Below are 12044 nucleotides of genomic sequence, written 5' to 3'. Positions count from 1 at the left end.
CGGGGCGGGTCGGACCCGCCCCGGCCGCCGGGCTCAGGCGTCGCGGTCGAGCTGCAGGAACGCCCGCTCGATCGCCTCCGGGTAGGGCATCTGGGAGACCAGGTCGCGCAGGCCCTCGACGTGCGCCCGGCGGGCCAGATCGGCCGTGACCGCCAGGTCGTTCAGCTGGGCCGAGACGAACGCGCGGTCGACCACCGCGCCGTGCCCTGGCACGATGACCTGCTCGGGCAGCTCGGCCAGCAACGCCGCCAGCGTGCCCGGCCAGTCGAGCGGGTAGGCGTCGCCGAAGGCGGGCGGTGCCCCCTCCTCCACCAGGTCGCCGGCGAAGACCACACCGGCGTCCGGGACGTGCACGACGATGTCGTTGTCGGTGTGTCCCCTGCCGAAGTACCGCAGGTGCACCGGCCTGCCGCCGATGTCCAGCGTCGCCCGGTCGGTGAACGTGTGGTCGGGCACCACGATCTCCACGTCGGCGGCCTCGGGATCCCGGCCGGCCGCCACCCGCTCCCTGGTGCCCTCGCCGTCCCTCTTGATCTCCTCGACCGCCCGCGCGTGCGCCCAGAACTCGGCGGGCACGAACAGCGCGTTGCCGAAATAGTGATCGAAGTGGGCGTGGCTGTTGACGACCGTCCACGGGTCGGGAGTGATCCTCCTGATGGCCTCGATCAGGTCGGCGGCCTTGGGGTGGGACTCCCGCGTGTCGAGGACCAGGCACTGGCCGTCACCGACGACCAGGCCGACGTTCAGGTCGTAGGACTCGTGCCGACGGACGAACACCCGGTCGCCGATCTCCAGCCACTGCTCGTTCATGTCCTCATCTTGGCGGATACGAGCGGCTCGTGTGCCGGCCCGGCCTCCTCGTGGCCGGAGGCCGCGCGGACGGAGAAGGTGCCCGCGAGGTCCGGGACGGCCAGCAGGCGCAGGAGCAGGGCGCAGTGCCCCGTCGCGTCCTCGTCGCCCCACTCGACGGTGAGCAACCGCGTCGGCACGCCGTCGCGGCCGCCCTCCCCGCTGAGCGCCTCGGTCCGCAACTCGCCCAGCCGCTCCCGCATCAGCCCGGTGGCGAGCGCGACGTGCGCGGCGCCCGCCTTGCCGTACCTGCCGGCCACCGAGCCGAACGTCACCACCAGCCGGGGGCGCTCCACGGCGGCCAGCAACGCGTCCAACCCACCGACCCGCGGCGCGACGTGCAGCGCGATCTCTCCGTCCGTCAGCTCGGTGAACCGCGCGGGACGGTTCACGCCGCCCGCGTGCACGATCGCCGTCACCCGCCCGAGCCGCCCTTCCAACGCCCGTACGGCACGCGCCACCGCCGCGGAGTCGCCGAGGTCGGCGGGTTCGTAGGCGTGCTCCCCCGGGAGGTCGGCGAGAGCGGCGGCCAGCAGGGGATCGTCGTCCGGCTCGGACCTGCCGAGGAGAGCGAGCCTGGCGCCCGTGGCGCCGGCGAGCGCCTTCGCGCACTCATGGCCGAACCCCTTACCGCCGCCGCTGACCAGCACCACATCGCCGGAATCGAGGGGGATCCGCCCTTCGGCCGGCAGTTCCACCGGCACGCTCTCCCGCCGCCACGTCCCGCCCCTTTCGTCGACGACCAGCTCGTGGTAGCCGGGAACGGGCCGCTCGGGCGCGAGAACGCGGCCGTTCGTCATCACCAGCGCGACCGCCAGCTCCGGGTGCTCGAGCCAGAGCGTGCGCAGGAATCCCGCGTAGGCGTCGGTCCGCGCCGCGACGAGCAGCGGTCTCCCCTCGGCGACGGCTCCGCGAGCGGCGGCGAGCAGTTCGCCAGGCGACGGCTCGACCACCGCGCGACTCTCCTCGACCGGCTCGTCGAAGGGCACCAGCCGTTCACCGAAGCAACGCACCGCACTCCGCACCCGAACTCCCCCCACCCTCGTTGCACCCTCCTCCGGCGACCCGGTCGGTCCGGTCGGTCCGGCGCGCTCCTCAGGCCCTCCCGGGTATCGGCCGGCCACCCCCGCCACCGATCGGCCGCTCCCCCTCGGCCGCAGAACGGGTCGGAATTTATTCAGGCCCCTCCTAAGGGTCAACGGAGACACACGGCGCTTCCTCGACCTTTGCCGCTATGACTCTCCGCCCGGCCGGAAAACACCTTTCGTCCGGTCACGGCGGCTGCGTAATGTCCGATGCGTGATCAGACCCGATCCTGGGCGGACGGACCGGTTGCCCGCTGGGTTGTCGGCTGGGTCTCCTGCCGGCGGCCGGCCGCGACCGCGCCCGTCCACCGGCGCGCCGCAGGGGCCACACCGTGAGATCGCCTGCGACGAGTCGGGGTCGGAAGGCGAGAAGCTCGTCGGGGGCAACACGAAGGTGTTCGCGCACGCGGGCCTGGGACTCGACGTCGAGTCGGCGGCCGCGTGCATGCGAGCGGTGCGGGACCGGGCGCCGTCACCGACGACGGAGTACAAGGCGTTCATCCTGCTCCGGAGCAAGCATCGCCAGGCCCGCGCGTGGCTGCTCGGGCCCTCGGGGCCGCTCCTCGGCAACGCCCACGTCTACCTCATCGACAAGGCGTTCTTCGTCGTCCGCACCGTGATCGAACTGCTTCCCGCCGACGGCGACGATCCCGCCGACCTGGCCGCCGCCTTCTACCGCGAGGGCCAGGGCGCGCTCGGCCACGCGCGCTGGACCGCGTTCCTGGCGGCCTGCAACGACCTGCTGCGCACCAGAAACGGCCGGGGTCCCGGCGTGTCCGTCGAGGAGGTCTTCCACCTGGTCGAGTCCCTGCGGACGGCCGGCGTCGGCGGCCCGACAGGGGCCGTCATGGACCGGCTCGCCGCGGCGCGACCCCTCGTGGAGGCCTTCAGGGCGCGGCTGCTCGGCGATCCGCCGCAGATGCCCGTGCTCGACCCGCTGGTCCCGGCCATCGTCCAGGCGGTCGACCGCTGGGCCGAGGGCGACGGCGTCCTGTCCATCGTGCACGACCGGCAGACCATGCTGACGGACGAGCGCATCGCCCAGCTCAGGGCACATCCGGTCGTCCGCCGAGGTTCCGCGCATGGCCGGCTGGCCGATGTCAGGCTCGTCGACTCCCGCACCGATCCCCGGATCCAGGTCGCCGACCTGCTCGCCGGCGCGGCCAGGAAGATCGCCGAGGACGAGCTGGACGGGCGCGGGGACGCCGAGCTCACCGAACTGCTCCGCCCATACATCGCCCCGGCCTCCATCTGGATGGACGGCTTCGGGCCGGCCCGCGCTGGTTGAATGCCTCCATGGACGCGCTCTCGGCCAGGGACAGATTCATGACGGCGCGGACCGCCACGCTCGCCACGGCCGACACCGGCGGGGTGCCGCACCTGGTGCCGATCGTGTTCGCCGCCCACGACGACCTGATCGCGTTCGCGGTCGATCACAAGCCGAAGCGGTCCACGGACCTGCGCAGGCTGCGGAACATCGCCGTCAACGAGCGGGTCAGCCTGCTGGTGGACCACTACGAGGAGGACTGGTCGCGGCTGTGGTGGGCGCGCGCGGACGGCAGGGCGGCGATCGTGGGCGACCCGGCCGAGAGCGCGCGCTGGATCGCCCGGCTGGCCGAACGCTACGCGCCCTACCGGTCCCGGCCGCCCGAGGGGCCCGTGGTCACGATCGCGGTGGAGCGGTGGAGCGGCTGGTCCGCCGCCGGATGATCAGCGGGCTTCGAGCGTCCGGCGGCAGTGGTCCAAGGCGTGCGCGGCGAAGGCGGCGCGGTCCACGCCCGGCACGCCGATGACGATCTGGGTGCTGAACCCGTCGAGCATCGCGCGCAGCCGTACCGAGAAGGCCTCCGCGTCTGTGGCGACGAACTCGCCCGCGCGCACGCCGTCGTCCACCACCCGCACCAGATCCTCGTGCCAGCGCCGGTCCAGCTCGGCCTGTGTCTCCCGCAGCTCGGGAACGGCGAGCGTGCGGCTCCACACGTCGACCCAGAGCAGCCAGCGCGGATCGGCGGTGCCGCTGGGCAGGTAGAGGTCGATGTAGCCGGCCAGCCGATCACCGGCCGGAGCGGCGCGCTCGACGATCTCCGCGCGCCGGGGGGCGAGCCGTTCCTCGCTCCAGCGCAGCGTCTCCACCAGCACCTGATCCTTGCTGCCGAAGTAGTAGAGGATGTGGCCTCCGCTGGTGCCCAGCCGCCGGGCCAGCCCGGCCATCGTGAGGTCGGCCAGGCCGTGCTCGGCGATGGCGGCCATCGCCGCCTCCAGCACCTGTTCCCGTGGCCGGTCCAGCCGGCGATGCCCCCGCGCCATAGCTCACCTTGCGATAACGGTCGTTGACGAGTCCTTGACGGACCAATCTACGGCAGTGCATTTTGAATGCCATTCAAACAGTTTGAACGGCATTCAAAGATCGGCCCAGGAGCGCCCATGATCCAGCCGCCAACGGCCCCCGCCGCTGCTCCCGCCCCTCCCTCTCTCGCCCGCATGCTCGGCCTGTTCGGCGCCGTCATGCTCACGCTGTCGTGCATCACGCCCGCGTCCTCGCTGTTCATCATCGTTCCCGAGGTTCTCGCCGGGCAGGGCAGCGGCGCGGTGCTCACCCTGCTGGCCGGGGTGACCGTCTCGATCGCCGTCGGCTGCTGCTACGCCGAACTCGGCACGCTCAGACCCAGCTCCGGCGGCGAGTACGCCATGGTGACGGCGATGCTCGGCCGGCTGTGCGGCTGGCTCACCTTCGGCCTGTCCATCACCCTGCTGATCGTGATCCCGCCGATCATCGCGCTGGGCACGGCCGACTACCTGAGCGACCTGCTCGCGGTGGACCGGGCCGGCGCCGGCGCCGTCGTGATGCTCGCCGCCACCGCCTTCGCGGTGCTCGACATCCGGTCGAACGCCCTCATCACCGGCGTCTTCCTGGCCATCGAGGTGGTCGCCGCCTGCGTGGTCGCCGCCCTCGGCTTCACGCACGCCCAGCGGGGCCCGGAGGTCCTCCTGTCCCCCGTCGTGCCCGACGGGCAGGGCGGCGCTTCTCCGTTCGGGATCGCCGTGCTGATGGCCGGGCTCACCGTGGCGATGTTCGTCGTCAACGGCTTCGGCACCGCGACCTACCTGGCCGAGGAGATCAAGGAACCGCGCCGCGACATCGCCCGCGCGGTGTTCTGGTCGCTCGGCCTGGCGGCCGTCGTCATCATCGTGCCGGTGATCGCCACCGTGCTGGGCGTCGGCTCCCTCGACGACCTGGTCAACGGCTCCTTCTCCGACTACGTGCGCACCTGGGCCGGCGACGGCGTGGCCACCGCGGTCAACCTGGGCATCGCCATCGCCATCTGCAACGCCGTCCTGGTCATGGTGCTCCAGAACGGCCGCGTCGTGTTCGCCTCCGCCCGCGACCGCGCCTGGCCCGCTCCCGTCGGCGCCGCGCTCACCCGCATCCACCCGCGCTGGGGCTCGCCGTACGTGGCGACGCTCGCCATCGGGCTGCCCGGCGTGGCGATGGCCGCGCTGCTCGACATCGAGCAGTTGCTCGGCCTCACCTCGGTGATCGTGACGGTCGTCTCACTGCTGCTCGCCGCGGCCGCGCTGCGCTCCCGTACGGCACGGCACCGGGAGGAGCGGGCCTGGCGCATGCCCCTGTGGCCGCTTCCGCCGCTGGTCGTGATCGCGGCCCTGGGCTACGCGCTGCTCGAGCAGAGCGTCACCGACCTGGTCGTCGCGGGCGGCGTCGTCGCGCTGTTCGCCGCCTACTACCTGCTCTACCTGCGACCTCGCCACGCCACCCACTGGGTCGTCACCGTGCCCGAGGACTGACCCCCTGCCACCTCACCGCACCACCCACCAGGGCGCCACCGACCCCTGCCACCTCACCGCACCACCCACCGGGGCGCCACCGACCCCCTGCGACCTCGCCGCACCACCCACCGGGGGCGCCACCGTCTCCGGGGGCTGACCTCGCATGACTACCCGTCGAGGAGGACGGACAACGATGACCGCCGATCTGACCGTGCGGAACGCCAGGATCCACACCGTCGACGACGCCTTGCCCCGCGCGCAGGCGCTGGCCGTACGGGACGGCCGGATCGTGTGGGTCGGCGCGGACGCCGACGCGCCCGCGGCGGCGGAGACCGTCGACGCCGGAGGCCGCCTGGTGCTGCCCGGCTTCGTGGACGCGCACAACCACGTACGGCTCGGCTCCGACGACGCGTGCGTGCAGCTCGCGGGGGCCGCTGACCTGGCCGAGATCGGCCGCAGGATCGGCGCGTGGCGGGCCGAGCACCCCGAGGCCACCTGGATCGAGTGCGAGGGCTTCGACTACACGGCCGTCCCCGGCCCGCCCCGCGCCGCCGACCTGGACGCCCTCACCGGCGCCGTCCCCACGATCGTGTTCGGCTACGACGTGCACACGCTGTGGGCCAACACCGCCGCCCTGCGCCGCCTCGGCATCGACCGCGACCACACCGAGCTGCCGTTCGGCGTGGCCCAGGTGGACGCCACAGGCACGCCGACCGGCTTCGTCACCGAGTTCGCCGTGCGCGGGCTGTCCCGGGAGGGCCATCGGGCGCTGGCCGCGCTCGGGGTGCCGTGGGCCGGCCCCGACCGGCAGTACGCCCGGCTGCTCGCCAGCCTCGACATGGCGACCGGACACGGCATCACGACCATCGTCGAGCCGCAGAACTCCCTGGACGACCTGCGGCTGTTCGAGCGCGCCCGCGCCGAGGGCAGGCTGCGCTCCCGCCTGATCGCGGCGCTGTTCCACCCGCGGGGGACGTCCGCCGCCGACCTGGCCGACTTCGCGCGGGCGGCCGCCGCCTACGACGACGACCGGCTGCGCGTCGGACCGCTCAAGCTCTACATCGACGACGTCGTGGAGCCGCGCACCGCCGCGCTGCTGGAGCCGTACTGCGGGCACGGCGACCACCGGGGCGAGACGTTCTACCCGCCGGGCGAGTTCGCGGACCTGCTGGCCTCGCTCGACGCGGCGGGCTTCCAGGCGTTCGTCCACGCCACGGGCGACCGGGGCATCCGCACGGTCCTCGACGCCGTCGAGCACGCCCGCCGCGTGAACGGCCCGCGCGACGCCCGCCACCAGGTGGTCCACGTGGAATGCCTCGACCCGGCCGACGTGCCGCGCTTCGCCGAGCTCGGCGTCGTGGCCTGCATGCAGCCCCGGCACTGCTCCCCCGACATCGCCGGGCCGGGACGCGACTGGGCGGAGGCGGTGGGGCCGGCCCGCTGGGCCAAGGCGTGGCCGATGCGCTCCCTGCACGAGGCGGGCGCCGTCCTGGCCTTCTCCAGCGACTGGAACGTGGCCGAGATGGACCCCATGGTCGGCATCTACACGGCCGTCACCCGGCAGGGGCTCGCGGGTGGACCCGCGTGGATGCCGGAGGAGGCGGTCAGCCTGGAGACGGCCATCCGCGGGTACACGCTGGGGTCGGCCTACGCCAACTTCTGCGACCACGACAGGGGCTCGCTCACCCCGGGCAAGCTGGCCGACTTCACGGTTCTCTCGGACGACCTGTTCGCGATCCCGGTGGCGGAGATCCCGGGGGTCCGGGCGGACCTCGTCGTGGTGGGCGGGGAGGTCGTCCACCAGCGGAGCTGACCGGGCGGACGGCCCCACCCGGCGCCGTGGGCAGGGCCGTCCCGGAGTTCTGCCGTGGGACCGTCCCGGGTTCTGCCGAGGGGCCGCCCCCGGGTTCCGCCGGGGCGGCTCCGCGGCCAGGGGCGGTCTTTCAGGTGTCCGCCGCGGACGGCCATCGCGTGGGCGGCGGACAGGCCCACGGGTCGTCATGCGCCTCGGTCCACTCGACGCAGTCGGCCAGCCGCGCCTGAACCCACGGATCGTCGGCGAGCTCAGGCGAGAAGCGGGTTTCCGTGTCGACATAGGCCTCCGACAGCTGCCCGGCGGTGAGTCCGGTCACGTCGCGAAGGTCGCTGCCCTCGAACATCGCGCCCGCCAGGAGCGCGCCGTTCAGATGGGCCCCGCGGAAATCGGCGCCGCTGAACGAGGCGCGCCGCAGGTCGGCCCGGTGCAGCAGAGCGTGTCGCAGGTCCGCGGCGGAGGCGATCGTGCCGCGCAGGTCCGCGCCCCGGAGGTCCGCCCGCCGCAGATCCGCCGACGTGAGGAACATCCTGGTCAACCGGGGTGGAGCGGAGAAGTCCATGCTCCGCGCGGACAGGCCGACGAGCTTCGCCGCCCGCAGATCGGGCCGGTTCGGCTCGTCCCTCCTGGGCCTGCGGGCCAGGGCGGTCATCGCGGCGTCGACGTCAGCGGGCAACTCGATCCAGGCGAGTTCCGGATCGTCGTCCTCGGCGACGTATTCCCCTTCCGCGTTCCTCTCGCGCATCGTGCGCGCCCGGACGAAGGAACACAGGACACCGATGACCGCCGTGTGATCGACCGCCGATTCGGACATCACGTGTTCCAACGCGTGAACACCGCCCAGCCGCTCCTCGAGCTTGTCGGAGGCGAGCTGGCCGACCGCCTTGCCGAACCGGTCCGTCACCTGTCCGCGCCGCGAAAGATAGTAGGTACGCACCGTGAAACCGAGGGCGATCAGGGCGGAGGCGCCACCGAGCGCCGCCAGCACCGTTTGGCGGACCGCGTTGATCGCATCCGCCTGCTCCTTGCCCGTCAACGCGCTCACGGCGTCGCCCGCGATCAGCCACGACAACGGCCCCAGGACGAGAACGACGGCGCCCACCAGGGCCGCGGCGGCCAACAGCCCCAGCAGCGACCTGGCCGCCGACGGGTGTGCGGCGAACCAGCGCGTCATCCTCGAGCGTGTCATGCCCATAGACAATCAGACACGGCGATCTTGCGAGTCCCCGCACGACCCCGAATGATGGTCTGCACCATGGACTTCACCATCAGCTACCAACCCACACCCGACGACGTGTCACGAGCGCTCCAGCAGGGCGTGATGCGGCAGCTCAAGCTCGTCTCCCTGGCAGTGCCGCTGGTCCTGGCCGCGTCGGGGCTGGCGTGCCTCGCCGTCGGCGCCGTCGGGATGGGGGCCGGCATGCTCGCGGGCGCCGTCGCCTTCCCCCTCGTGCTGAGCGTGGTGATCCGCCGGATGGCGAAGCGGCAGCTCACCTACCTCTGCGTCCCCACGACGCTGCGGGTGACCGGCGACGGTTACGAGACGCGAACCGACCAGTCCACCACCGCGACGCGGTGGTCCCTGTTCAGCCGGATCGAGACCACTCCCGAGTTCTGGCTGTTCTTCGTCAACAGGCAGTTCACGGGGTTCCTCCCGAGACGCGCGTTCAGCGACGGGCAGCAGGCCGAACTCGACGGGCTCTTCGCGGTCAGAGAGGAAGCACGCCGGTCAGCGAGGGCCTGACGTCGTCAGCGGGAGACAGCCGGACCCCGGTGGCCCGCTCCCCCGGTCGTGGATGTTGCGTTTCACGCGGTTTGTACCACGGGCGCCGGTCAGGCCGGAGAAGGCGGTCGCTCGTTGTCGAGGAAGGTCAGCACGGCGAGAACCCTGCGATGGCCGCCGTCTGAAGGCGGCAGGCCGAGCTTGGCGAAGATGTTGCCGATGTGCTTGTGCACCGCGTTGTCGGTGACCGTCAGCCGCTGGCCGATCTCGGTGTTGCTGAGGCCCTGGGCCATCAGCGCCAGCACCTCCCGCTCGCGGCCGGTGAGCATGTCGAGGCCGCTCCTGCGGCCGATCATGAGCTGGGAGATGACCTCGGCGTCCATGACCGTGCCGCCCGCCGCCACCCGCCGGAGATCCTCGATGAACTGGCTCACCCGGCTGACCCTGTCCTTGAGCAGGTATCCCACTCCTCCGGAGCCGTCGGCGAGCAACTCGCGGGCGTAGAGCCGCTCGACGTACTGGGAAAGGACCAGGACCGGCAGGGCGGGGTCGGCCTGGCGGAGCGCGACGGCGGCCTTGATGCCCTCGTCCCGGAAGGACGGCGGGAGCCGTACGTCCACGATGACCAGATCGGGCCGGTGCGTGGCGACGGCGTCGGCCAGGCCGGACGCGTCCGGCACCACCGCGGACACCTCGATGCCCTTGCTGCCCAGGAGCAGCTCCAACCCGGCCGACAGCAGGACGTTGTCCTCGGCGATCACGACGCGCACGGCAGCTCCACGGTGATGGTGGTGGGGCCGCCCGGCGGGCTGTCGACGCCCACGGCCCCGTCGAAGGCGGCGACTCTCTTACGGATGCCGGCGATGCCGGTGCCACGCCTCTCGTCGACGCCGCCCCGCCCGTCGTCGGCGACCTCGACGTGGAGGGTGTCGTCTCTCCGGGCCAGCCGTACGGTCGCCCGGGTGGCACCGCTGTGCTTGGTGGCGTTGGTGATCGCCTCGGACACGATGAAGTAGGCGGCGGTCTCGACCGCGGCGGGGACCGGCCCGAGGTGGTCCAGGTCCGCCTCGACGGGCAGGCCCGCCTGGGCCGCCACGGCGTTCAGGGCGCCGGCCAGCCCCCGGTCGGCGAGGATGGGCGGATACATCGTGCGGATCACCTGGCGCAACTCGGCCATCGCCGCCTCGGTACCCTCATGGGCCTCCTTGAGCAGCCTGCCGACCGTCCCGCTGTCGTCGCCGAGCGCCTCCCTGGCCACGCCCAGTCGCATCGCGATGGCCACCAGCCTGGCCTGGGTGCCGTCGTGCAGGTCGCGCTCGATCCGGCGCAGCTCGGCGGCGTGCGCGTCGAGCACGCCCGACCTGCTCTCGGTCAGCTCGTCGACCCGCGCGGCGAGCCGGTCCTCCGAGGACGGCGCCAGCGCGGCGAGGCAGGCGTCGGCGTGCATGCGGGCCAGCTTCGGCACGATCCGCCAGGTGAGCGCCGCTCCCACGACGATCTGCGCCAGGCCCAGGCCGAGCGCCTGCGACCATCCCGTCACCGGGAACGCCACCATCAGCCGCAGCGGGTCGTCGGCGGGGAACAGCCACCACAGCGGCGCCTCCAGGACGGCGTTCACGACGAGGCCGACGACGGTCAGGGCGGCCAGTCCGGCAGGAATGCCCGTCGCGACGTGCCGTACGGCCCACCGCAGGTCGCGTCGGCTCTCCGGACTCCGGAGCAGCTCCCGCAGCTGGGCGCCGACGCCCTTCGGCAGGCGTGCTTCCCTCGGGGACACGGGGACGCCGAGGAGCGCCGCCGCCCGCCCCCGGTTCCACTCGGCCCACCTGCGCAGGATCGCCATCATGCGCGGAACCGCCACCAGACCGCCCGGAGCCAGCACGGCGATCACCAGGAGCGGCAGGGCGATCACCGTCGCCATGGCGGAGGGCAGCAGCACCAGGTGGTAGCGGATGCACCGCCACAGATACGTCAGTACCACCTAACGAAGGATCTTTCGGGCAGGAAGCTCCATGGCCAGGCACACTATCAACACCAGGGCGTGCTCTTGCGCGAGCCCGACGGCCCCGTCACCGCCACGAACCCGCCACGGGAAAGGCGAGGGAGACCTCGGCGAGCGCCGCCACCTCGCCGTACGCCTTGGTCACCCGGTGCAGGCTGACGACAGAGGTCACGAACGGCGTCCGGCGACGGCGAGGGCGATCAGGCCCGCGATGCCCGCCACGCCGGCCACGCCACCCGCCAGCCCGACCAGCGTCACATCGCCGGCCATGGCGATGTTGGACACCAGGTTCACCGTCACACCGACCACCACCAGCACCCAGAGCAGGGCACGGAGCAGACGGCGCCGCGTCCGAGGGCGGTGCGACGGGCGGATCGCGGGGTCAATTCGGTACAGATCGCTCATGAGTCCCACGCTAGAAGCGCCCGCCGTCCGGAAGAATAACGCCAGCCGCCGGATGGACGGTACAGCCCGCTGTAGTAGGCGCGGCTCGGTCGCGGCCGTCAGGACCGCGGATCAGTCACGATCCGGGTTGCCTGGTGGCCATGTGTCGAACGGCGTCGGCCGCATCGAATCCCTGAACTGCTTCGCCCTGGTCACGCAGTCGGGGCAGATGGGGGCCTTGACGGATCTGGCCAGGGCTTCCGGTGTCGGCTCGCGGTGGGTGCCCAACACCGTCATGTCCGGAGGAAGCCCGGTCTCGGGGTCGATCGTGGCGGTCGTGACAGTCGCGGGGATGAAGCCGAAGGTGCGCTTGCATCCATGACATCGGCCGATGGTCGTGAT

General features: G+C 72.4%; 13 protein-coding genes. 6 read left to right on the top strand and 7 right to left on the bottom strand.

Going from position 1 to position 12044, the window contains the following annotated elements; translation table 11 throughout:
• Window positions 1-33: 33 nt before the first annotated feature.
• Both ABZX22_RS33360 and ABZX22_RS33355 read right to left on the bottom strand, forming a co-directional pair.
• Entirely contained in the window at window positions 34-810 is a 777-nt protein-coding gene (locus ABZX22_RS33360; protein WP_354916941.1) for an MBL fold metallo-hydrolase, read from the bottom strand.
• Window positions 807-1862: an SDR family NAD(P)-dependent oxidoreductase gene (locus ABZX22_RS33355; RefSeq protein WP_354916938.1), complete on the bottom strand. Its 1056-nt coding sequence runs from the start codon at window positions 1860-1862 to the stop codon at window positions 807-809. The genes ABZX22_RS33360 and ABZX22_RS33355 overlap by 4 nt, the downstream gene beginning before the upstream one ends.
• A gap of 286 nt (window positions 1863-2148) precedes the next feature.
• Here ABZX22_RS33355 and ABZX22_RS33350 point away from each other — a divergent pair, with 286 nt between their 5' ends.
• Together ABZX22_RS33350 and ABZX22_RS33345 are read left to right on the top strand one after the other, a co-directional pair.
• Window positions 2149-3222, top strand: a complete 1074-nt coding sequence (locus tag ABZX22_RS33350; protein WP_354916935.1) for a DUF3800 domain-containing protein — start codon at window positions 2149-2151, stop codon at window positions 3220-3222.
• An 8-nt stretch (window positions 3223-3230) separates the two neighbouring features.
• Window positions 3231-3644, top strand: coding sequence for a TIGR03668 family PPOX class F420-dependent oxidoreductase (locus ABZX22_RS33345; RefSeq protein WP_354916932.1), 414 nt, complete (start codon window positions 3231-3233; stop codon window positions 3642-3644).
• Here ABZX22_RS33345 and ABZX22_RS33340 read toward each other — a convergent pair whose 3' ends face one another.
• Window positions 3645-4241: a TetR/AcrR family transcriptional regulator gene (locus ABZX22_RS33340; RefSeq protein WP_354916929.1), complete on the bottom strand. Its 597-nt coding sequence runs from the start codon at window positions 4239-4241 to the stop codon at window positions 3645-3647.
• 117 nt (window positions 4242-4358) lie between these two features.
• Between ABZX22_RS33340 and ABZX22_RS33335 the strand changes: the two genes are divergently transcribed.
• Together ABZX22_RS33335 and ABZX22_RS33330 are read left to right on the top strand one after the other, a co-directional pair.
• On the top strand, window positions 4359-5738 hold the full coding sequence (locus tag ABZX22_RS33335; RefSeq protein WP_354916927.1) for an APC family permease: 1380 nt from the start codon (window positions 4359-4361) through the stop codon (window positions 5736-5738).
• 175 nt (window positions 5739-5913) lie between these two features.
• Window positions 5914-7533, top strand: a complete 1620-nt coding sequence (locus ABZX22_RS33330) for an amidohydrolase (RefSeq protein ID WP_354916924.1) — start codon at window positions 5914-5916, stop codon at window positions 7531-7533.
• 130 nt (window positions 7534-7663) lie between these two features.
• Here the strand turns inward: ABZX22_RS33330 and ABZX22_RS33325 are convergent, their stop codons facing one another.
• The gene (locus ABZX22_RS33325; RefSeq protein ID WP_354916921.1) at window positions 7664-8722 is read right to left on the bottom strand and encodes a pentapeptide repeat-containing protein; all 1059 of its coding nucleotides are present in this window, start codon (window positions 8720-8722) and stop codon (window positions 7664-7666) included.
• Window positions 8723-8788: 66 nt separating this feature from the next.
• Between ABZX22_RS33325 and ABZX22_RS33320 the strand changes: the two genes are divergently transcribed.
• The gene (locus ABZX22_RS33320; protein WP_354916918.1) at window positions 8789-9277 is read left to right on the top strand and encodes a YcxB family protein; all 489 of its coding nucleotides are present in this window, start codon (window positions 8789-8791) and stop codon (window positions 9275-9277) included.
• Between the two features lie 89 nt (window positions 9278-9366).
• Here ABZX22_RS33320 and ABZX22_RS33315 read toward each other — a convergent pair whose 3' ends face one another.
• From ABZX22_RS33315 to ABZX22_RS33305, 3 genes are all read right to left on the bottom strand, one after another.
• Complete coding sequence (locus tag ABZX22_RS33315) at window positions 9367-10026, bottom strand: response regulator transcription factor (RefSeq protein WP_354916915.1); 660 nt, start codon at window positions 10024-10026, stop codon at window positions 9367-9369.
• On the bottom strand, window positions 10014-11237 hold the full coding sequence (locus ABZX22_RS33310) for a sensor histidine kinase (RefSeq protein WP_354916912.1): 1224 nt from the start codon (window positions 11235-11237) through the stop codon (window positions 10014-10016). Before ABZX22_RS33310 ends, ABZX22_RS33315 begins: the two co-directional genes overlap by 13 nt.
• Window positions 11238-11426: 189 nt before the next feature.
• Window positions 11427-11663, bottom strand: a complete 237-nt coding sequence (locus ABZX22_RS33305; RefSeq protein WP_354916909.1) for a hypothetical protein — start codon at window positions 11661-11663, stop codon at window positions 11427-11429.
• Window positions 11664-11805: 142 nt separating this feature from the next.
• Here ABZX22_RS33305 and ABZX22_RS33300 point away from each other — a divergent pair, with 142 nt between their 5' ends.
• On the top strand, window positions 11806-12024 hold the full coding sequence (locus ABZX22_RS33300; protein WP_354916906.1) for a hypothetical protein: 219 nt from the start codon (window positions 11806-11808) through the stop codon (window positions 12022-12024).
• Window positions 12025-12044: the final 20 nt, after the last annotated feature.

The sequence above is a fragment of the Nonomuraea sp. NPDC003804 genome (genome assembly GCF_040610675.1).
Lineage (GTDB): Bacteria > Actinomycetota > Actinomycetes > Streptosporangiales > Streptosporangiaceae > Nonomuraea.
Note: the sequence above shows the minus strand (reverse complement) of the source record. Positions and strands in the feature narration are given on the sequence as shown.

What these genes read in the sequence shown, in the direction of transcription:
- ABZX22_RS33340 (WP_354916929.1), bottom strand. Translation starts at nt 4,241, where the DNA reads ATGGCGCGGGGGCATCGCCGGCTGGACCGGCCACGGGAACAGGTGCTG.
- ABZX22_RS33330 (WP_354916924.1), top strand. Translation starts at nt 5,914, where the DNA reads ATGACCGCCGATCTGACCGTGCGGAACGCCAGGATCCACACCGTCGAC.
- ABZX22_RS33360 (WP_354916941.1), bottom strand. Translation starts at nt 810, where the DNA reads ATGAACGAGCAGTGGCTGGAGATCGGCGACCGGGTGTTCGTCCGTCGG.
- ABZX22_RS33325 (WP_354916921.1), bottom strand. Translation starts at nt 8,722, where the DNA reads ATGACACGCTCGAGGATGACGCGCTGGTTCGCCGCACACCCGTCGGCG.
- ABZX22_RS33320 (WP_354916918.1), top strand. Translation starts at nt 8,789, where the DNA reads ATGGACTTCACCATCAGCTACCAACCCACACCCGACGACGTGTCACGA.
- ABZX22_RS33345 (WP_354916932.1), top strand. Translation starts at nt 3,231, where the DNA reads ATGGACGCGCTCTCGGCCAGGGACAGATTCATGACGGCGCGGACCGCC.
- ABZX22_RS33305 (WP_354916909.1), bottom strand. Translation starts at nt 11,663, where the DNA reads ATGAGCGATCTGTACCGAATTGACCCCGCGATCCGCCCGTCGCACCGC.
- ABZX22_RS33335 (WP_354916927.1), top strand. Translation starts at nt 4,359, where the DNA reads ATGATCCAGCCGCCAACGGCCCCCGCCGCTGCTCCCGCCCCTCCCTCT.